General features: G+C 53.0%; 20 protein-coding genes. 2 read left to right on the forward strand and 18 right to left on the reverse strand.

Annotation, left to right across the window (positions count from 1 at the left end; translation table 11 throughout):
- Positions 1-163: 163 nt before the first annotated feature.
- The 3 genes from DXT77_RS14555 to DXT77_RS14565 form a co-directional block, all read right to left on the reverse strand.
- Positions 164-658 (reverse strand): JAB domain-containing protein, encoded by a 495-nt coding sequence (locus tag DXT77_RS14555; RefSeq protein ID WP_119428105.1) that lies wholly within the window; start codon positions 656-658, stop codon positions 164-166.
- A 404-nt stretch (positions 659-1,062) separates the two neighbouring features.
- The gene (locus tag DXT77_RS14560; protein WP_119428106.1) at positions 1,063-1,527 is read right to left on the reverse strand and encodes a hypothetical protein; all 465 of its coding nucleotides are present in this window, start codon (positions 1,525-1,527) and stop codon (positions 1,063-1,065) included.
- A gap of 1 nt (position 1,528) precedes the next feature.
- Positions 1,529-2,956 (reverse strand): tyrosinase family protein, encoded by a 1,428-nt coding sequence (locus tag DXT77_RS14565; protein ID WP_119428107.1) that lies wholly within the window; start codon positions 2,954-2,956, stop codon positions 1,529-1,531.
- Positions 2,957-3,127: 171 nt separating this feature from the next.
- Between DXT77_RS14565 and DXT77_RS29725 the strand changes: the two genes are divergently transcribed.
- Positions 3,128-4,195 carry a hypothetical protein gene (locus DXT77_RS29725; RefSeq protein ID WP_147407000.1) on the forward strand — a complete coding sequence of 356 codons (1,068 nt, stop codon included), beginning with the start codon at positions 3,128-3,130 and terminating at the stop codon, positions 4,193-4,195.
- 150 nt (positions 4,196-4,345) lie between these two features.
- Here DXT77_RS29725 and DXT77_RS14575 read toward each other — a convergent pair whose 3' ends face one another.
- Genes DXT77_RS14575 through DXT77_RS14615 form a run of 9 tightly spaced genes read right to left on the reverse strand, consistent with a single transcriptional unit; the run spans position 4,346 to position 11,962 of the window.
- Positions 4,346-7,219: a conjugative transfer ATPase gene (locus tag DXT77_RS14575; RefSeq protein WP_119428109.1), complete on the reverse strand. Its 2,874-nt coding sequence runs from the start codon at positions 7,217-7,219 to the stop codon at positions 4,346-4,348.
- The gene (locus DXT77_RS14580) at positions 7,219-7,644 is read right to left on the reverse strand and encodes a TIGR03751 family conjugal transfer lipoprotein (protein WP_119428110.1); all 426 of its coding nucleotides are present in this window, start codon (positions 7,642-7,644) and stop codon (positions 7,219-7,221) included. Before DXT77_RS14580 ends, DXT77_RS14575 begins: the two co-directional genes overlap by 1 nt.
- Positions 7,622-9,052 (reverse strand): TIGR03752 family integrating conjugative element protein, encoded by a 1,431-nt coding sequence (locus DXT77_RS14585; protein WP_119428111.1) that lies wholly within the window; start codon positions 9,050-9,052, stop codon positions 7,622-7,624. The genes DXT77_RS14580 and DXT77_RS14585 overlap by 23 nt, the downstream gene beginning before the upstream one ends.
- A complete protein-coding gene (locus tag DXT77_RS14590; protein ID WP_119428112.1) occupies positions 9,042-9,929 on the reverse strand; it encodes a TIGR03749 family integrating conjugative element protein in 888 nt (295 codons plus the stop codon). The genes DXT77_RS14585 and DXT77_RS14590 overlap by 11 nt, the downstream gene beginning before the upstream one ends.
- Positions 9,926-10,609, reverse strand: coding sequence for a PFL_4703 family integrating conjugative element protein (locus DXT77_RS14595; protein WP_119428113.1), 684 nt, complete (start codon positions 10,607-10,609; stop codon positions 9,926-9,928). Before DXT77_RS14595 ends, DXT77_RS14590 begins: the two co-directional genes overlap by 4 nt.
- Positions 10,606-11,004: a TIGR03750 family conjugal transfer protein gene (locus DXT77_RS14600; RefSeq protein WP_119428114.1), complete on the reverse strand. Its 399-nt coding sequence runs from the start codon at positions 11,002-11,004 to the stop codon at positions 10,606-10,608. The genes DXT77_RS14595 and DXT77_RS14600 overlap by 4 nt, the downstream gene beginning before the upstream one ends.
- Positions 11,005-11,016: 12 nt before the next feature.
- Positions 11,017-11,376: a TIGR03745 family integrating conjugative element membrane protein gene (locus tag DXT77_RS14605; protein WP_119428115.1), complete on the reverse strand. Its 360-nt coding sequence runs from the start codon at positions 11,374-11,376 to the stop codon at positions 11,017-11,019.
- Between the two features lie 17 nt (positions 11,377-11,393).
- Positions 11,394-11,627: a TIGR03758 family integrating conjugative element protein gene (locus tag DXT77_RS14610; RefSeq protein WP_119428116.1), complete on the reverse strand. Its 234-nt coding sequence runs from the start codon at positions 11,625-11,627 to the stop codon at positions 11,394-11,396.
- Positions 11,624-11,962 carry an RAQPRD family integrative conjugative element protein gene (locus DXT77_RS14615; protein ID WP_119428117.1) on the reverse strand — a complete coding sequence of 113 codons (339 nt, stop codon included), beginning with the start codon at positions 11,960-11,962 and terminating at the stop codon, positions 11,624-11,626. Before DXT77_RS14615 ends, DXT77_RS14610 begins: the two co-directional genes overlap by 4 nt.
- A gap of 167 nt (positions 11,963-12,129) precedes the next feature.
- Between DXT77_RS14615 and DXT77_RS14620 the strand changes: the two genes are divergently transcribed.
- On the forward strand, positions 12,130-12,891 hold the full coding sequence (locus tag DXT77_RS14620; protein WP_119428118.1) for a hypothetical protein: 762 nt from the start codon (positions 12,130-12,132) through the stop codon (positions 12,889-12,891).
- Positions 12,892-12,920: 29 nt separating this feature from the next.
- Here DXT77_RS14620 and DXT77_RS14625 read toward each other — a convergent pair whose 3' ends face one another.
- Genes DXT77_RS14625 through DXT77_RS29730 form a run of 6 tightly spaced genes read right to left on the reverse strand, consistent with a single transcriptional unit; the run spans position 12,921 to position 17,901 of the window.
- A complete protein-coding gene (locus tag DXT77_RS14625) occupies positions 12,921-13,670 on the reverse strand; it encodes a TIGR03747 family integrating conjugative element membrane protein (protein ID WP_119428119.1) in 750 nt (249 codons plus the stop codon).
- The gene (gene traD / locus DXT77_RS14630; protein ID WP_119428120.1) at positions 13,667-15,796 is read right to left on the reverse strand and encodes a type IV conjugative transfer system coupling protein TraD; all 2,130 of its coding nucleotides are present in this window, start codon (positions 15,794-15,796) and stop codon (positions 13,667-13,669) included. Before traD ends, DXT77_RS14625 begins: the two co-directional genes overlap by 4 nt.
- 2 nt (positions 15,797-15,798) lie before the next feature.
- A complete protein-coding gene (locus DXT77_RS14635) occupies positions 15,799-16,221 on the reverse strand; it encodes an integrating conjugative element protein (RefSeq protein ID WP_119428121.1) in 423 nt (140 codons plus the stop codon).
- 2 nt (positions 16,222-16,223) lie between these two features.
- The gene (locus tag DXT77_RS14640) at positions 16,224-16,799 is read right to left on the reverse strand and encodes a transglycosylase SLT domain-containing protein (protein WP_119428122.1); all 576 of its coding nucleotides are present in this window, start codon (positions 16,797-16,799) and stop codon (positions 16,224-16,226) included.
- Positions 16,784-17,503 carry a TIGR03759 family integrating conjugative element protein gene (locus DXT77_RS14645; RefSeq protein ID WP_119428123.1) on the reverse strand — a complete coding sequence of 240 codons (720 nt, stop codon included), beginning with the start codon at positions 17,501-17,503 and terminating at the stop codon, positions 16,784-16,786. Before DXT77_RS14645 ends, DXT77_RS14640 begins: the two co-directional genes overlap by 16 nt.
- A gap of 8 nt (positions 17,504-17,511) precedes the next feature.
- Positions 17,512-17,901, reverse strand: coding sequence for a hypothetical protein (locus DXT77_RS29730; protein ID WP_147407001.1), 390 nt, complete (start codon positions 17,899-17,901; stop codon positions 17,512-17,514).
- Positions 17,902-18,061: the final 160 nt, after the last annotated feature.

Raw genomic sequence — 18,061 nt, forward strand, 5'->3', positions numbered from 1 at the left:
ATCGGTGAATTGCTCAAGCAGCTCTTTCGGGATTTTCGGCAGCTCTCGCAACGCGGGTTTCTTTTTGGTTGGCATACATGCACCTCTTGCTCATGTTATGCCCGAACACAAAATTTCTGACACCCCCCGAAGGGCGCTTTATTGATGGTTAAGCATCAGCAGATCAAAGCAATCCAGCCTCTGCAAATGAGTAAGGCTCCCCCTCACCGATGATGAAATGATCAAGAAGGCGCACCTCCACGTGTGAAAGGACCTTCCTAAGATGCTTTGTTAAAGCGATATCGCATTTACTCGGAGTGACAACACCCGAAGGGTGGTTGTGCGCCAGGATTACTGCAGAGCTGTTATGTTCCAGTGCTCTCAGAAGGATAATTCTTGGATGTGCCGAAGTTGTGTCTATGGTTCCAAAGAACAATGGCTCATACGCGAGTATGCGATGGCTTGAGTCCAGGAATATGCAACTGAATACTTCTCTGATTTCCTTCGCAAGCTGTAGTCTCAGGTAGTTCTGAGCATCAAGGGGCATTGTGAGATGAGGGCCACGTTTGAACATCCGCTCTTCCAAAATTGAAATGGCTTTCTGGATGCTCAGATCTTCCTGATCACGCACATTGAATTCTGTGTGGAGGACTGGGGCTGGTTCTGGGAATTTTTCCATAGGAGTCTCCTTTGACGAAAAGTGAGGCTCCAGCCCTTTGGGCCGGAGCCCAAAGGGATTGACGAGAAATGTAGCGCCGAAAACGGGATTGTAGGTACTTAGCCACCTACCAGTTCGACCCGAACATGCGTTAGAGAATTTGAATCAAATAAAATCGATCAATGCAATTTTGTTATGCATCGTAGTCTCAAGGATCTTGACCACCTGGGTATGTTGTTGCCTAAGCAACGGGATTACAATTAACATTCTTGAAGGAGTGTCTATCAAGTTTCAGTAAACTATACGAAATAGCGTTAACCCGCATTCAACATCAGATTCAGCCTTGCGTCGTTTCTTCAAAAGCCCGACGTTCAAAAGCAAATACTTCCAGTTGTTAAGGTAACCAATCAAACCTAATTTGTAATTTACTTTTCGTGAGGATGGTTAGGCAGGGTCTCAAGTCCGATCTTGTCGATGGTGATGTCTTCAACGGGCATGCTGCCCGTTGAACGAGGGATCGGCTTTATTTTCAGATCGTATCCGTGCTTCAGGTCCACCTTGCCCAGAGGAACCAAGAAGCTACCCGAGCCGTCGTGGTCCTTGAAGTGCTTTTCGGATACGTTGGCTCCGTCATGGGCAGAGTTTGTCTCGATCAGCAAACCTTTGACAGATTCGGGAAACCTATTGACGTCAATGACCAAAACCGTAGTGCACTCAGCGCTGTCCTGACAATTGAGTACAGGCTTGCTAGCTACAATGGTGGTTTCCACCCCATCACGGGGTACTAGAAGCGTTGATGGTTGCTTCGATGGCTCAACACAATACGCCGCAGGAGCCACAAAAATGACCCATGGCAACAAACAGAATCGAGCCATCAAAAGCGAAAACATGTCACAACCCGATGAATGTAATCTGTTCTGGTTTGACATCAACCAATGGCGCCGGTTCAACACCTTTCTTTGTGTCAATTGGCACAAAGGACACTTTTATCCCATCAACCCCGTTATATAAGCCAGTTTTTTTGAGGTTGGCGAATGTTGCCGTACAGTCATACATGAAGCTAAACCCTCGCTTTTCATGGTGCCCATGGTCTCCTCCAAAAAAATTTATGGTGGCCACATAAGAGGGGCTACCGATTGGTGTGTCGGCAGAGGGATTGTCACAATTGATGAAAATCCGCAGCCTGGTCGTTTTGTTTTTGACCTGAATTCCTTCTACTTTCATGAGGATGACCGAGTCGACGGGCTTTTCTTCTAATGCCAACAAAGGTGCGGTCGCTTTGGAGATTGAGTTTCTTAACTGCCCATCGGGTTTCAGATCGATAGAGCCAATTTTCAAGGTGTCGTCGATAGCACTGACGCGTGCACTGAAGGCAACGCTCACTTCTTGGGTGAAAGCAAATGCACGCATCGGTTGACGTGCACGATTGGACGACAGGGTTTCGAGCTGATCGTAATCAGCGTTGTATGCAGCTGCGTCCAATGTGCTTTCGGTGAGTGGTCTCACGACATTACCTTTAGCGTCATAGAACTGGCTCAGCTTGTGATTGTTCCATAATTTATCTGTAAGTGCCCGATTTTCATGAAGCTCGCTCCAACTGCGCCATAGTCTGTCAACGTTCGCATGGTGCAGCCAGAAAATTGGGTCTTCGGGGGACAAGTACGTTCCCATATCCCCCCCGATGAACTGATGTATTCCGTTATGAGGTGTGGACTCAAGGGTACCCGCGAACGAACTCTGTCTCTGATCATCACTATCAGTTGGACCACTGAAGTGCAGAGCGTCGACATTGTTCTTCAATATTCTGTCAATAACTGTGCTCCCTGTAACATCTCCATCTACTTCATCATTCGGATTCAAGTCCCTGAGGCTATGATAAAGCGGACTTTTTTTATTCCAAAATGCAGCAGGAATTGAGCGGTCTCGTGTCCAGTTCCAGTACGGCAAACGAAAGTCAGAATCCCCTAAAACCGCCTGACAGATTGATTCGAAATAAAAAAGATATGCACGGTGCCAAGGCAGGAACCACCAATTGCTATGAGGGCAGTAATTTTTGTGTATCAGAGCTTGGTTTTTCCAACTCAGCGGGCTCTTCGGATTGCTCTGATCCAGAGCCTTCATACGTTGAACAGCAGTGGTATACAGGACTAAATCATTTGAGCCAGGAAGGTTTGCATTGATATCGCGCCTGGTTATAGAAGAGTTAGTGACAGCAGCTACAGCTGAAGACGGACCGCCTAGAAGCATGGTGGCATCTACAACGCCTACTGCAAGAAGAGCGGAGGATGCTTGGATGAACTGTCTGCGATTGGTATTCATGATTTACCCATCACTAAAGGCGAAGTAGGGGAGACTCCTATCGACTTCAGCCGGGTGGGCTCTGATATCCAAGCTAACGCTAGTAAATAAAAATGGATTTGCAAGCCCGTCACGGCGCTGCTATATCAAAATACGCTAGGCATCTTTCAATGCCAGTCAGGGGAGGGTGAAATGAAAAGGCTAATTTATGTATTTTGCATATTGGCGCTCAGCGGATGCTGCTCCAATGAAGCGATTAAGAGCGACGTACCATTGAGCACCGTGGTAAGCACCACCAATGCTGCAGTTAACAAAATATTGGCATTGAAACAATGGGACAGATTTGCTGAAGAAAACGATCACTTCAAGAATAGCTGTGCGAGCGCCAAAAAATCCACGCTGAATGCTTGCAAGACACGTAGTGAGGATTCATATCTCTTATGTCAGTCGGTTTCTAATGCCAACAGCGCAGTAAGAGATGATGTCTGCAAGAGGATCTTGGCATCAGACAGAACATTGTGTGGACTCAATCTTGTAGATTCAAAAAAACGGAACATACTTGACCAAAAAGCATTGGCGGCTTGGTGTGGCGAGCTCGATGCTAGCTCTACGTGTAGTCAGAAAGTCAAGGCCGAAGCAGTTACCTGCGCGGCAGCTGATAACATATCGGGAATAGCTTTGACGAAGGCTAACTTACAGGTTGATTACGCCAAGGAGTATACGGGTAATGGCGCGGTGAAGTTGGTGGTTTTAAATGTTGGCGGGAGCCGTAATTCTCAACAAGGTCAAACGCTTAACATTGAGCTTGTGCAGCGCCCTTCGCGCACTACCTATGTCGCACCTGAAACCTTGAGCACCTGGAGCCCGCGAAAAGAAGCGCAGCTCAATCAGCTGGCAATTGATGCCAAGGTAAAAAGCATTCCTGCCACTATTGTTCCTCTGCAGGGATCTACCTATGAAGTGTTAGATAAGGTCAAAAAGGACGATGCCTTAATCCAGCGCTCGGCGGACGAAATTGTAAGGTATGTAGAGAGCGTTCTTGACGCCACACTCGCTAAATACGAAACAACCGGCGACGAGCTTATTACACCGCTGCGGCCAAAAAGCTTCACAGTGAATATCAATTATAAAGTGGTGTATACCGCAGAGGCCGGTCTGCATTGGGACTTTACCCATACGGTCGGAACGGCGGATGCAGGCGGAGGGATTACTAATACGCGAGGAAACGTCTTGATCCTGACATTCGGTCCGGAAATATAGATTGTAATGATTAATTACAATGCCGGGGTTGCCCCCGGCATTTTTTAGATCGCTAACTACACTTGAGAAATTGGTTTTTCAGCAAGACTTTAGATTTCTCAATTTTCATGATGTGACTAAACGAGCGTGTACTCAACTCTAGTCCGACGACTATCCCAGTCGAGAGTTATGGTCACAAAATTGGATTGTCGAAGCGCACGCTTCAATACCTCTTCCATGGTCCATACTCTGAGCCATTTTGATCGCAGCATCCAGCTCACTGATTCCATGCTCCTGCATGAGCTTGAATCGAGCGGCTTTCTCCTCGGGTTCAGTCATAGCCATGGCGAGGTAGAGACTTGGAGGAACTGCACGAAACAGAGCCTCCATAGACTTCGAGAGCACTACGCCTTCGCAGAATTTGCCCGACTCTTTGCGGGCGGAGATCATCAATGCCTTCTGTGCAGGATTCAGTTCGCGGAACCTCGCGATCTTCTCCACCTCATCCGGCGGCATGCTCAAACAGATCCACCATTCGATCATGTTCAACATGGGTTCAGCTGCTTTTGGCAGGTCGTCCAGATTTTGTGTCGCCAGCCAGAACCACGCTCCGAGCTTTCGCCACATCTTGGTGATCTTGACCACATAGGGAGAGAGCAGGGGATTTTTGGTAATGATGTGACCTTCATCGGTAACGTTGATGATCGGGCGACCGAGGAATTGGTCGCGCTCAGCGATGTTGTTCACTGTATTGAGCAATGACAGGTAAGCGATCGAAAGCTGTGCGTTGTAGCCTTCGCGAGCAAACGTGGCCAGGTCGACAATAGTGATATCGGCTTCGGGCCATGGTGTGCCTGGCCGGTTGAAGAGTTCACCATCCAGGCCTTGGCAAAACAGATCCATTGCCTCAGCCATCTCAAGCACGCGGGTACGCCGACCTTCTGGCAGTGCTGCGTCAGAACCACGCGCTCGTAATGCATCCCTAACGTCCTGGGTCAGCACTTTTCGGTCCCGTCTTGCACACTGCTGCGCTGCATCCAGAATGCTCTGACGGATCAGACTGCGATCAGCCCGGGTCAGCCGTGCTTCTTCCTTGTCCTCACCACCAGTGATCATCAGGCGAGCGGTAATCTCCAACTCGCCCAAGACGTCGCGCTGTTCATCTCCTTCGCAGTTCTGGGGCGTTTCGTCCAACTGATCGGCATCAAGCGTTTCGGTTTGCTCAGGTGTTTCAACCAAGCGTTGGGCATCTGCGAACGGTGCCAAGCTCACTCCCGCCCCGGGTGACAACTTCACATGGTGTACCGTCAGCCCCAGACGCTTGGCGAATTGCGCAAACAGACCGAAGGAGTTGCCAGCCTCGACGATGAACAGTCGCGGTCGGTAGATAGCAGTAATCTGGTTGAGGATGTTGTTGAGCGTTGCTGATTTCCCGGAACCTGTCGGACCAAACAGGAACAGGTGTGCGTTCATCTGGCGATCCAGTCGGTTAAGTGGATCAAAGGAGAGGGGACCGCCACCACGATTGAAGAACGTGATACCGGGATGCCCCGTGCCCTGGCTTCTCCCCCAGACTGGTGCAAGATTGGCCGCGTGTTGAGCAAACATCAATTGGCTGTACCACTGGCGTATGTCTTTGGCCGGGTCAAAGACACAAGGTAACCAGCGCAGGTAGCTGTTCAATGGGGCAACTTCATCATCCTCGCGTACAGGCTGTAGACCGGCCGTAAGCATCACGTTGGCCAACTGCATGCCCCGAGCATCCAGCTCCTTGAGGTCTTTGCCGCGTAGGAAAAATGCCAGTGTGCCCCGGTAGAGTTTGTGAGAACTGCCGATGATTGATCGCGCTTGATGAACATCCTGGCGCGTTTGTTCAGAGTCTAGGGTTTCCCCCACGGCCTTTTTACTCAGATGGTTTAGGTGAGCTTCCAGGACATCCTGAGGTGTAGCAACCAGTGTCAGGCACATCACCGTGTCTTCAGGCATCTGATCGAAGTAGGTGTTGATGGCATCGCCTTTACGCGTCTCGCCTGTTAGATGCCCGGTGAGAGGTACGCTGCGCAGTCGATCCATCAACATGACTCGATGGGGCATGACATCGAAGTACCAAACCCCATGCTCTGTATCTGAACGTGGTTCGCTAAAGAACAATCGTTGAGCGAAGTCAGTGCCACTGGCCAGCTCGACTTCACCAACCTCAAACTCTTCCGGGTAAGCGGTCAGTTGGTAGAACCGTTCACGATCCGGTGGGGTGTCGCCCAGCAATGTCGGATTTGGGTTGAACCAGCGCAATAACCAGTTGTGGACGCCCGCGGCATCAAGGCGATGACTTTTGATGCCCACACTGGTCAATCCCGCCGTGAGTCTGTCGCACACAAGATCCAGTGCTTGTTCTGCAGAATGTCCGCGTTTGAGTGAAGTCGTGTCAGTGACTCGACGATAGACGACCATACGCACGCGCCGGTTTTGCCCCCGCCATGGCAGGCGGGTGAGGGTGGTGTCTTCAAACAGCCCACCGGGTTTGGCGATGGACGCCAGGTGATGAGCGAAGAACTTAAGGTAGAACTCACTGAACTCAGTGTTTCTCGCTCGTGGCTGAAGGTACTGACGGAGTGTTTGAAGGTAGTGATCCCAGTTGGTCTCGTCCTGAGCATAAAGCTGTACAACCCAAGGATTGCTGTCCAATTCGTCAAAGCTGTCTTGCAACACGTTTTCAAGCGCGTCTCGAGCTTGAGCGAGCCAGGCAATCTCACGGCCTTCCGTGCCCAAGGGGGTGATTTCGAAAAAGGCAGCAACCGATAGTCCATCCGCCAGCAGCATGCACCGGTTTTCCGGCAGATACTCAACCCAGGGCAGTCGATCAACAAATGAGGGAATTGTTTTGTAGAACGCACTGTCGTCTGCTTCTGTTGCAGGCTTTTTGAGTCTCGTCCCAGGTTCGGCTATGCAGTTCTTCGCAAGTTTTGCGATGTGTAGACCCCACGCATTGGGTTCTTCTTGGCCTGAGGTTGAGTCATGGCTTTTGTCGCTGTGGAACTCATTCATCAGTAGTCCTCCAGACGTTCACCCGGCATCGCGTACTGCACTTTCTGATGCAGTGGAAAAACGGTGCTGTAACCAGGTACCGGTACAGCTTGTGTTCCAGCCCGGTGTGGGAAGACGTACATGACCAAGTCTGGATTGGGTAGGCGATGAAATTGACGCTGGATTTCGTTTTTAGCAGTGCGTGTATATGGCTCCGCCGTGGAAGGAATCAGCGGATCAGTCAGAGGCCGCCTTAGAACCTGTCGGGCGTCCATCAACTGTTTTCCTGCCTGGCCATCTTGAGAACCACTGGTTTGTTGGTTCCAGACATCCATCATCGTGCGGCCGTCATGAGTCAGCAGGTCTTCTGTGTTCGTCGCACAGCCAGAGATGGCTGCTGCGACCAGACCTAAAGTGAGTGTTTCAATCCAGTTCTGTAACGACATGACGACCTCCAAGCGTGTGATCAACTTTGCGTCCCTCAGCGTCGTAGTCGAGCGTGAGGGGCAGTTCGATGTGCACAGACACTTGAGCACCAGGGTCGACATAGATCGCGGTAAAGGCTTGGCCGTAGAGTTTGTTGACCCATTGCGAGATATCTTGCACACCACTGGCTAACAAGCGATTCATGGCCTCACTGCCGGAAATGCCGACCGAGCCCAGCGATCCACTTTGGTTGCCGGCATAGACCGTGTTGTTGCCATCAGATTTGATCATTGACGCGACGCCCACACCGGCGGCGGTAATGAGAGCCTGAGAGCCCAGATACTGTTGAGCGTTGCTGCGACGCTTACCGGCAACACAAGGAATGCCGTGTCTGTCGCTGATCCACCCCAAGCCTTCCTGTGTTGCACCGGTATTGGACTGGTTTTGTTTGTTTTCTCGAGAGTCGTTGTTGCTATCGCCGGGAAGGGTACGGATGGTGCCGTCTTGGAAGACAAATGTGATTGACCGGATCTGACCTCTGACGCATGACAGCGTCCAGTCACCCGAGGCCGTTCCGCTGACTACTGCTCCAGCGATTTCAGGCAGATCAATGCCGTTGGCTATCAGGTTGTCAGCTCCGATCAGAACCTTGAATGGATACGGGTCATTCACGGTGCCATCAATGGGTATGCGACCGATGAGAGCGGTCATTGCCACCGAACCCATCAGAGTTGCATTGGGCGGGACGGTGTAGGTCGGCTTGGCAGTAGCGTGTTCCAGATCTTTCGTGGCAGCAGACCCGAAGGAATCTGCCATATCACCTAACGTTTTTTGTGCGGGTCCGAAGCGCGTCGGAAAGGTGATTTCGGTTTCGTTGCGGCCTGATAAATCTTTGGGCTTGGCATCTTCAGGCTCGACCCACCGCATGCCGTTGCCGAACCTCGCGCCATCACCGTCCTCAAGGCCGAAGCCCACAGGCAGATCTACATCGGTGTTTCTCTGGCTCAGGTTGTCCAATCGACGTTGCAGATCCTGCAGCAAGCCTTGGGTTTCGCCGGAAGTATCTGACTGATCACGCTCTTCATGTGCCCGTTGGCGCTCTTGCTCCAAGGCGAGTTGGATGCGCTGCTCCAGTGTTTCTTCAAGCGTTTTCAGCGTTAGCGGATCCTCGGAGCGCTGCCCCTCGATTTGTGATTTTCGTACTTCCGCGCGCAGTAGTCTGACTTGTGCCACCAATGTGGCAACCGTATCGCTGGGAGTGTCACCTTCGAGTCCCAGAGCCTTCATTTCTTCAGGGGTAAGTTGGCTCACGATTTCAACCGGCTCTGAGGAGGCAGATTTATTGTTTGGTAAGAGTTTCCCGAGAATCAGCAGCAACGCCAGGGCCAATGGCACCATTAACCACTTGAGCAAGCCATTACTTTTCATGGGCTGCCTCCTGACTAGAGCCCAGCTCACTGGTAGGCAAATTCAGCGCGGCATCGACAGCACTGATCGTGGGTAGGAGTGATTGCGCCAGGCCGTGTCCTTGTGTGGTGATGTAGACCACCGATGTGTCTAACGGCGTGCCTTTGGGCCCAAGAAAGTGATGCTGGAAGGTTGCAGTCACGAAATCCCCCAGCAACTGCCGAGGGTCCAAGTCGAGTGTGGTAGCTGTCTGATTCGTCAAATGTATGGCTGTCACCCATAGCTCCCCGAGACGCCAAGCAGCCAGAGCCTTTGCATTGACTGGCAGGCTTGGAACAAGCAGATCGAGGGAAAGGTCGGTTGCTACGTTGACTCGTCGCACGCCCGGCAGGGGTTCTACAGTTCTCAACGGCGCGTAGAGGTTTTGAGCGGCGTAGCGAGTCAGCACAACTGGTCCGGGGGACTGCTGTGCTTTGTCACTTGTGAGGGGTGTGTGCTCTGGTGCCGTGATCCTTGCACGATGCTTGTGGATTGGTTCTTCGACAATTCGGACATCTTCCAGTTGTGTCTGTCCAGACAAGGCTGCTTGCGCCGCGATATCGAGTAGAATCAACTCTCCCGTAACCGCATCCTGCAATTGCAAACGCGTGGGTTCTATTGGTTCGTTGGCTCGTAGGTAAACTGTTCCAGCAGCACTTTGAACCCGCAGTCGGTTTTCTACTTCGGCAGGTATACCCACGCGTACGTTGCGCTCGACGAAGATCACTCGCTCTTGCCCTACGATTAACGGAACAGCTAATGGCAGGCGCTCCCAGCGCATGACCTCGACAGCGGTACTGGTGCGGGTAGAAAGAGTGAGGGTAAGACCTAGCAATACTGCAATTGGCGAAACTCTCATGGTGCATCTCCCAGCGTGCGATTCGATTTAACGGATGCAGGTTTGGAGACGGCGGGCATGACGATCCGTTGCGGTGTCCCGTCATAGCAGTCAAGCGCCAGGCCAAATGGATTCAGTTCTGGATCGATGTCCAGGCGCACGACCTTTATGGGATAGCGCACAAGCGCACGCTTGATCTGTTCGGCTCCGTAGTATTCATCTGCGTTGAGATCAAGGGTGACAAGCCAGTCTCGGTCGGACACAACGTTGACCCGGGCTTCCGGATCATCTCCGTAACCTCTTCCAGGTATTTCGTAGACGCCACGCACACGTTTTCGAAGCTCGCCGGAGCTTCTCCGCTGGTCGTAGTCTTGCTGAAAGAATGCTCGGCATTCTGGTGTGAGGTAAGCCGTCAGCGATTGCAGGTTCCTGTTGTAGTCCTCCTCACCGTCGGTGGGCCAACGATTCAGTTGCTGGAAAATGTAGAACGTGAAAGCGTAAACAGACTCGGGCGGCACCTCCCACCACTTGCGGGTACTGCCGGATCGCAAATCAGGTGGGACATGGATAGTCAGATCACGCGGCGCGCTCCACCAACCAGCACCGAGCGACAGCGCAATAACGAATAGGCCTACGATGCCGGTTCGCAAAGACCTCACATGAGATTGCAAGTGGAGAACCTCATTCTTGAATCGGCTCATGCTCCACCTCGCCGTACAGCCCAATAACCAGTTCGAGTGATCAGTTCTCCTGCGCCAACTTGGCGAGACAACAGCGGGAGATGGTTGGCGAACCACCACTGAATTTGTCGATAGAGCCAGGTTTCTGGACGGCCTCGTTTTTGTCGGCGCAGCAAACCGCCAACGATGAACAGTCCCGCCGCGATTGAAGCAACAATTGCCGTCGGCAGGACGGCAACGCTGCTGGCTAACCAGGCAATCGGCAGCCCTAGCGCCAAGCCCGCAGATGCAGATATACCCGTGCAGATCCAGAGTTCGTCAGCAGTCAGTCCACGAACGACGACAGGTTGTCGGTTCAAGCGATGAGGGAGGAAAGTGATGGTGCCGTCAGAGGTGGTTTGTTGAAGGGTATCCATTGCGTACTGCCCTCACAGGATGCCGGTTGCTTTGGTGAGCAACCAGATTCCAACCACAAGCATGAGTGCTCCAACGGCGACACTCAGACCAAACTGGCCCCAAGTAGCTTTCCCTGTATGGATCTCGGAATAGCGGGTGTATGCGTGGTAGCAGACACCGATAAACATGGAAGAGACGACCAGCAGTGCTACGAGCATGACGATGTCATAACCGTAATTCTGCATGGTTTCCATGATGCCTTTTCCCGCGCCACGGGATGGGTCTTCCATGGTCGGTAGCTTTCCCTTGGCCTGCGCCAGGGTGGGCAATGTAGGCGCTGAAAATGAAAGCAGCGGGATGATTCTGTTCGTGCGCAGTGAGTGCCAGTGCATGTGGTGATTCCTTGGTCTCAAGAAAGGAGAACGAACGTCATGGCCAGGTACATCGCGATGAAACGAATCACCACGCCCATGAACTGCCGTTGATTGAGGCGCTGCTCAGCCCAGCCGGAATAGGCGGTTCGAATAGCCCAAGCGCCCCATAGCAATAGCGCTGCGAAGACGAGGGACGTCAGTACCGAAGCAGTTACCGAAGGGGTGATGCCGCCGTTTGCCTGAAACGCCGTAACCTGCGCCGCGTTCATTGATCAAATGCCGTTTCATCGCGGTAATGACCGTGCAACGTGAGCGGATCGCGTGGTGTTGCCCGCTGAGGAGACAGATACTCTTGAATACCTGTACTCACGCGAGAGATGTCTGCGCGCAGTCGGGCGTAATTGAAGTGATATCGGTGAGATTTCGATTCCGTCAGTACATCGCCAGCCGAGGCGAGTCGATCGATGGCGTTCAACTCTCTGAGCAGCGTTGCCAATCGAATTTTTTCTGCGGTGATTTCACTGATTGCTGCGGCTTGCTGGCTCGCAAGCATCAGGTGCAATGTGACGATAAGCAGATGTTGTGTACGTATCCGTTTAATCATGGGAGAGCTCGTTTGATCTTGTCAGACGGCTCAATGGTGCGATTGAGAAAGCGGTAGCGCTTCAATCAAACGATTGTGGAAGAAATCCGGATTGAAAGAGTGAGAGTCGACAACAAGCATGGCAATATGCCTTCATCTGATTGGACGTCTGAGACAAGGAGTGCACAATGGCGATTCCCAATGACTCGAACTGCTTCCCGTCGGGAGTAAGCCTGAATCAAGCTGCTGGATTGCTACTGCCAAGCACTGATTTAGTGACACTTCTGACTCAGGCTCGGGAAGGCTATGACTGGCCATTCGGCACAGGAGCGTTGATCAGTCAAAGTGAGGTCGTCGCTGTTGAGCAAGACGTTGCGAACTGGCTCACCAGTCTTAGCGCGAATTCAGCTCACCAAATTGTGTGCAGGGTATCTTGCTGGGCTGGTAACAATCTGAGATCAAAGATCAGGATCTGGGGAGCGTCGCCTACTGAAAAGGGAGCGATGTTGCATGCCATCCAGCTGTGCCTTGCGCCCGGACGTGCTCGAGAGGGCATTGATTCTCTATCTCGATTGCCCGGTTTACGCTTGGTGATCGCTTCCAAGATCTACAGATTTCTCAAACCACTGGAAGGGGCCGCGGTGGACCGGCATGCCTCCTACTTCTTCAACTCACTGTCCCTAACTGGCTTTGGTACCGCCTTTGTACGCGAGTGGTCCAACAAGGACAGATCCGGGAGTCGTTTGGCTGCGTATACCGCTTCGAGGCATCGGCGTAACCTGGCTGAATACTTTGAGGTCTACCTTCCTCTGCTTGAGCGTCTTGCCAATTTCCTGAATCACACCAAGCATGCCTTTCACTGTCCTGTAACGAACCACAAAAAGGACTGGACGCCAGCAGACGTCGAAATGGCGGCCTATTTCTGGTGGGCTCGAAACGGTTCAAGATGATTCATTTTCTATGCGCCTCAGATGTCAGGTTAAAGGTACTTCTTGAAATTGCGGGCTGTGATTGCGGATGCACATCCTAGGAAAAACGCTCCAGGCACGATGATTAGAGCGGCCTCCACACTGACAGGGATGGAGAGGTAGATCACCCACGGAAGGGTCGCCAGGGGCATTACACAGGCCTTGGCGCGATGGTAGACGTAACCTGACTCCCGACCAGCTCCGAAACGTCGTATGTCCCTGCACACCAATCCATCCACTATCCCTATGAATACAGCCATGGCGAACAGTGGTAGAGACAAGAACAGCACCAGCAGCCGAACGACGAACACCAAGAAGGTATAGGCGGCTGCGATCAGCCCATTTTCCAAGCTGATGTAGAGTGAACCGACATAGTAGCGGCCATCGCGTCGGCTCAGCTTGTTCGCAGCCTGCGCGCGTTGCGACGTCTCCTGCAGCGAGTTAACCATCCCGGTACTTTCAAACACTGCGCTATAGGCAATTTGAATGAGCTCTTGTGTCGTGCGCCCAGGCTCCTGCACCAAAGCACTGCGTTTGAAATCGTTGGAAAACTGATTGAGCTCGAACTCAAACATCTGTTGTGAGTGCCGCCAGCCTTCCTCTGGCCAGAGCGCGTACATGCCGACGCATTCGATAACAATGCTCAGCAGCAGAGATCCAAACAAAACTGCTACGAATCGAATAGGGAAGCTCAGCAACGACGTGAAAATGCCTTGCTGCCGCTCCTGCTGACGTTGGGCTGTTGAAGTCGCATCGCTCATAGGCTTTCAACCCTTTGCGGGTTGGCGTCGTCAAGCAGATCTAAAGGTAATGGCGCATTTTGATCCTGAGTTGATACCGGGCTCCACCAGTCGTTCGCCGGCACATACCGTTTGCGCATGTACCCAGCCATAGCCTGCAAATCCGTTGGCATTACTTCATCGGGGTCGGGAGCGGGTAGAGGCATGCGAATCTTCCAGAGCTGGCCACCTTCGATCAGTCCAAAGGCTTGGCCTTTGGGCAGTGCCACGACATGGGCGGGCTCGATCATGGGAACACTGGTCGTGGTAACTCTGTCCTGTGTATTCGACGTGAATGCCGTGTTGCCATGCGGGTCTGAGCTGTCGGTGGCTGCACTCATCACGGACGTCGAGTAAACGTCGACATTGGGCAATTGCTTTGTCAGAAGCTCGGCTGTCGCCGTCTCGCGTACTCGCAGCATGAACAGATTGTTGAAGTTCCCGATGACCTGTCCCGCTTTCGCTCGATTACCAATCCGCGCTTCGATGTCGCTGAGCGTCTGGGTGTAGGCCGTGACTTGGATGCCGGCGCCGCCACCTTTGTTAATCATGGGAATGAACTCGTCTCCCATCAGTTCGTTGAATTCATCAGCATGAACGTTGATGGGGATCTTTTTGCCTGGTGCAGCATCAGGCAGGCCATCGTCGATTCCAAACTTGTAGATGTGCCCTGCGACAGATACCAGGTCCGCGAACATCGAGTTACCGACTGCCGATGCCACCTCTGAGTCCGACAGTGCATCCAGCCCCACATAAACGATGCCCCGTTTTCGGACCACCTGCATCCAGTCAAAGATCGGCCGGGGATCCTCCAAGTCCATGTAATCGGGAGCCAGTAGCTGCGCAATGTCGCCGGTGGTGAGTTTTTCCAGCAAGGGGAGGAGGGACGCGACGATTTTGTCGAAATAGGTTCGATCGTAGCGCACTGCTGAACGCAACCCGTCCAGCACAGGGTCATACAATCGGGCGTGCTGCAGATACTGCTCGATCGCCACCACACGCTTTTCTCGCCCCATCATGTGTCGAGGTGTGTTCTTCTCGTTGATCTTGGCTTCAAGCTGAACGATGACATCCCACGCCTTGCGATCGTGTTGGGCAAAAAAGTAAGCCGCGTACTCAATGAATAACGCATCGATGTTGATCACATGACGCTGGATCAGCAAATAGTCTGGACGCTGCCCCAGCTCCACGAGCGCCCGGGCGATAATGTTGACGAAGCGCCACGCAAACTCTCGGAATGCCGCAGAATTTCCCTCTCCAGACAGTTGGCCGGCGATACGGGAGGCAACCTCAGTGATTCGTCCGAATCGGCCGATTGCGTTGTAGCGGGACGAGATCGAAGGCTGTCCCAGATGGAACACATAGAACTCGCCGTCACGTCCTGCACGCTTGGCTTCAACGTACATTCGCTTCAGGAGATCTGCATCGCCCTTGGGATCAAATACGATGCAAACCTCACCACGACGAATGTCCTGAGTGATGAACAGCTCCGCTAGTCTAGTCTTGCCGACCCGAGTCGTACCCAGCACGAGCGTATGACCAACCCTTTCGGCCAAGGGGAGGGTGACATCGACCTCAATAGGCTCAACAGCATGCAGCCTGGGCAGGCCGCCAACGGGAGGCAGGGGTCTGACTGGGTTCAACGGATGGTCCCAGCCGGTGAGCCTGGGCAGTTGGCTCAGTGGATAGGGTGCAAACTCCAGTCGTGCCTCAAACCGACGCGCAAATTGATACATTACCGACGGTTCGACATATCGCCGAAATTCGGGTCTGTAAGTCTGCATCAACCTGTGGGTATGACGCTGATCCCACCGAAAGCCTTTGCCAACAAACAGACGTTGATGACTGACCGGCATATCTCGGCTGGTCATCACGTAGCGGGGTAGTCGTCTCATTTGCCGTCGATACCGCAGCACGACGCTTGCCTGCTTGAGTCGGATTGCAGCCAGGGTCGCACAACAGCAAGCGCCCCCGACTCCGATGGAGGGCGTCAAAGCCAATGACCAGGGCGCCATCAAACAGAGCACGGCTGCCGAGCTGCAGGTGACCACGCTGTACAGTTCAACCGCAGGCCGCAGCAGTGTTTCAATGGCGTGATGCTGCACCACCGTTATTGCTCAAGCCGGTCAGCGGTGATCAAGACCGGGTAGTGCTGAAGCTTAAGCCGTTGTGCCAAGTCGTCCGCTGATACGGGCGACAGCTTCAATCCTGGTGCGACCTGGCGCAGTTGCTCGAGCGCCGTCTTGGATTGGACATTGACGACCAGACCGACAGCTTTGAGTGCTACCAATCGTGAGTGTCGTTGTTTCAACCACGACTTGGACATCGGATCATCACCGACCAGGAAAAACGATGGCAAACCTGCTGCCTGCAACGCCTGACGTTTAACCGGACCAGGTGTTAACGCCTCTGATCGGACTGGCAAAAAATCCTCTTCGCTGTAGCGTGCATCTGCATAGCGGGGGGCAATGGTGTCAGCGGTGCTCATGCCACAGTAGACAACCCAGGTCATGAAGCCCCATACAAGGCTCATTCTCACGGTTGACTCCCGCTGACCACAGCCAATTGCTCCAGGTGCTGAGCGATACGGTGTCGATATCGAGCTGCAATTGGTCCGCCCGCCGGGCGATGGTACCGACCTGCTGCGGGCAGCCAGTTCTCCCCCGCGCGGTGCTGCTCGCGGAGTATGGCCGCCGCAATTTCGAGATTTTTATGAGGTCGCAACAAATCACAAGGATGGCGATAGAGGCGTCGTTGATGACCGAGATTGATTTGAGTCAGTCCGACATCAATTCGATAATCGGACACCTGCATTAGCGCTACCTGCAGTGCGTAACACGCTTGAGTCTGATTGGCGAAGTATCGAGCCCGGCCCGCGATATTCAGGGTCCAAGGCCATGGAAGTCTCCGCCCTCGCAGCGCCACTGCACTCTCCTGTAACGCCACCGCATAAAGAACGTTCACGGGAACCCCCGTTCGTTTGGCGACAATGCTGTAGGCCGGAGGTGTAAGCGTCACGTATTGCGCCAGACACAATGGCGCAAAGTGTAAAAGTGAGAGACATGTGGTCAGGTGCAGCGCTGTGCTGCGCATCATTACTGCCGTAGCCATTTGCCGTTCACCTTGCGCATGACTGCTGGTAGTTCACCGGACGCACCCGTTGACGCCCAGCGTCCATTGTCATGATTGATTGTGATCGTCCCATCGCGGACCTTACTGGGTTGGATCTCGACCTTTTGAGCCCACTGACGGATCCGACTGTCGTCCTGCTGACTGTTCACGACGTAGAGGTCGAATGCTGCGCCAGCGGTTTGTAGTCGTCTGACTGTCGTTTCGCAGTCGGGACAGTCGAGCCGGACGAAAACAGCTTGTCTGGCAATAGGATTGCTCATCAGAGGGCTGCTGATTGGAGGTACGTTGATCAGAGTCATGCCGGGAAATCGCACTTTCCAGGCTTGGTCATAAGCACGCTGATAGGCCAGTAGCTTTTCAACACGGGCAGCCTCAGCTTCAACCTGAAGCAGCGCATAGCGTTGTCGCTCCGCGTCTGTGCGAGCCTCGATCCCCAATGCACTCAGAGGGTCCAGGTTCGGAGAGTACGCACCCAGAGGGCCTCGCATTAGTGTGTGGAAGCGACGTAGTTCTTCTTCTTTCAGCCCCCATTGCTGGGCCAAGGCAGCGCTATTTCGATGTTGTTCTGTTTCAGGCAGTTGTTGTGCTTGGGTCTCAACGGACAGTCGGGCAACAGGCCCCTGTGCCAGGGTTACCAAGCACACCGGCAGCAGTACGGAAGGCAGAATTTTCAGATAAGACATGCAGGCCCCTATCGAATGCTCAGTCGGTGTGTTTGGCCATTGCCCGTAAACACAGCGGTCTGGTCGTCGATGTGCTCCAGCCGCCATCCAGCGTAAGTCTCACCAATTCGAATCAACTGGCATTGTTCGAGTGACTCTGTCCCCAGTGGCCCGACGGACAGGAAACGTTCATCACCACGCAACTCCAGTCCTAGAATTTGCAGCGGGGGAGCCGCCAGCTTTTGGGGTTTTGCAGACCTGCTCTTGGGTTTTGACGAAATGGTTACCACCGGTGATGGGATCTGATTCAACTCGATCTGCTGAACTCGGTGTAGCAAGGCGCTCAGGTCTGTTTGGCTTGCCACTGCAGTCATCACATTCGCGAGCTCAGTGATGCGCTGATTGAGGCTTTCGTTCACCAAATTGAGATCTCTGTAGCTAACACCATCCTGTGAGGGTGATACCTGCGTTAGGGATTGCTCCAACCTTACAATTCGCTCTTCCAGGTGATGCCGATCAGTCGAGTCGGCTAGCTGCTCCAATCGTTGGTCCAGTGCGGAGATATGGACTTGATGGGTC

Source organism: Pseudomonas sp. 91RF (assembly GCF_003576265.1).
Taxonomy (GTDB): Bacteria; Pseudomonadota; Gammaproteobacteria; order Pseudomonadales; family Pseudomonadaceae; genus Aquipseudomonas; species Aquipseudomonas kribbensis.

Coding starts and splice junctions, on each gene's coding strand:
- DXT77_RS14555 (WP_119428105.1), bottom strand. CDS start 658: ATGGAAAAATTCCCAGAACCAGCCCCAGTCCTCCACACAGAATTCAAT.
- DXT77_RS14560 (WP_119428106.1), bottom strand. CDS start 1,527: ATGTTTTCGCTTTTGATGGCTCGATTCTGTTTGTTGCCATGGGTCATT.
- DXT77_RS14565 (WP_119428107.1), bottom strand. CDS start 2,956: ATGAATACCAATCGCAGACAGTTCATCCAAGCATCCTCCGCTCTTCTT.
- DXT77_RS29725 (WP_147407000.1), top strand. CDS start 3,128: ATGAAAAGGCTAATTTATGTATTTTGCATATTGGCGCTCAGCGGATGC.
- DXT77_RS14575 (WP_119428109.1), bottom strand. CDS start 7,219: ATGAATGAGTTCCACAGCGACAAAAGCCATGACTCAACCTCAGGCCAA.
- DXT77_RS14580 (WP_119428110.1), bottom strand. CDS start 7,644: ATGTCGTTACAGAACTGGATTGAAACACTCACTTTAGGTCTGGTCGCA.
- DXT77_RS14585 (WP_119428111.1), bottom strand. CDS start 9,052: ATGAAAAGTAATGGCTTGCTCAAGTGGTTAATGGTGCCATTGGCCCTG.
- DXT77_RS14590 (WP_119428112.1), bottom strand. CDS start 9,929: ATGAGAGTTTCGCCAATTGCAGTATTGCTAGGTCTTACCCTCACTCTT.
- DXT77_RS14595 (WP_119428113.1), bottom strand. CDS start 10,609: ATGAGCCGATTCAAGAATGAGGTTCTCCACTTGCAATCTCATGTGAGG.
- DXT77_RS14600 (WP_119428114.1), bottom strand. CDS start 11,004: ATGGATACCCTTCAACAAACCACCTCTGACGGCACCATCACTTTCCTC.
- DXT77_RS14605 (WP_119428115.1), bottom strand. CDS start 11,376: ATGCACTGGCACTCACTGCGCACGAACAGAATCATCCCGCTGCTTTCA.
- DXT77_RS14610 (WP_119428116.1), bottom strand. CDS start 11,627: ATGAACGCGGCGCAGGTTACGGCGTTTCAGGCAAACGGCGGCATCACC.
- DXT77_RS14615 (WP_119428117.1), bottom strand. CDS start 11,962: ATGATTAAACGGATACGTACACAACATCTGCTTATCGTCACATTGCAC.
- DXT77_RS14620 (WP_119428118.1), top strand. CDS start 12,130: ATGGCGATTCCCAATGACTCGAACTGCTTCCCGTCGGGAGTAAGCCTG.
- DXT77_RS14625 (WP_119428119.1), bottom strand. CDS start 13,670: ATGAGCGATGCGACTTCAACAGCCCAACGTCAGCAGGAGCGGCAGCAA.
- DXT77_RS14635 (WP_119428121.1), bottom strand. CDS start 16,221: ATGAGCCTTGTATGGGGCTTCATGACCTGGGTTGTCTACTGTGGCATG.
- DXT77_RS14640 (WP_119428122.1), bottom strand. CDS start 16,799: ATGGCTACGGCAGTAATGATGCGCAGCACAGCGCTGCACCTGACCACA.
- DXT77_RS14645 (WP_119428123.1), bottom strand. CDS start 17,503: ATGTCTTATCTGAAAATTCTGCCTTCCGTACTGCTGCCGGTGTGCTTG.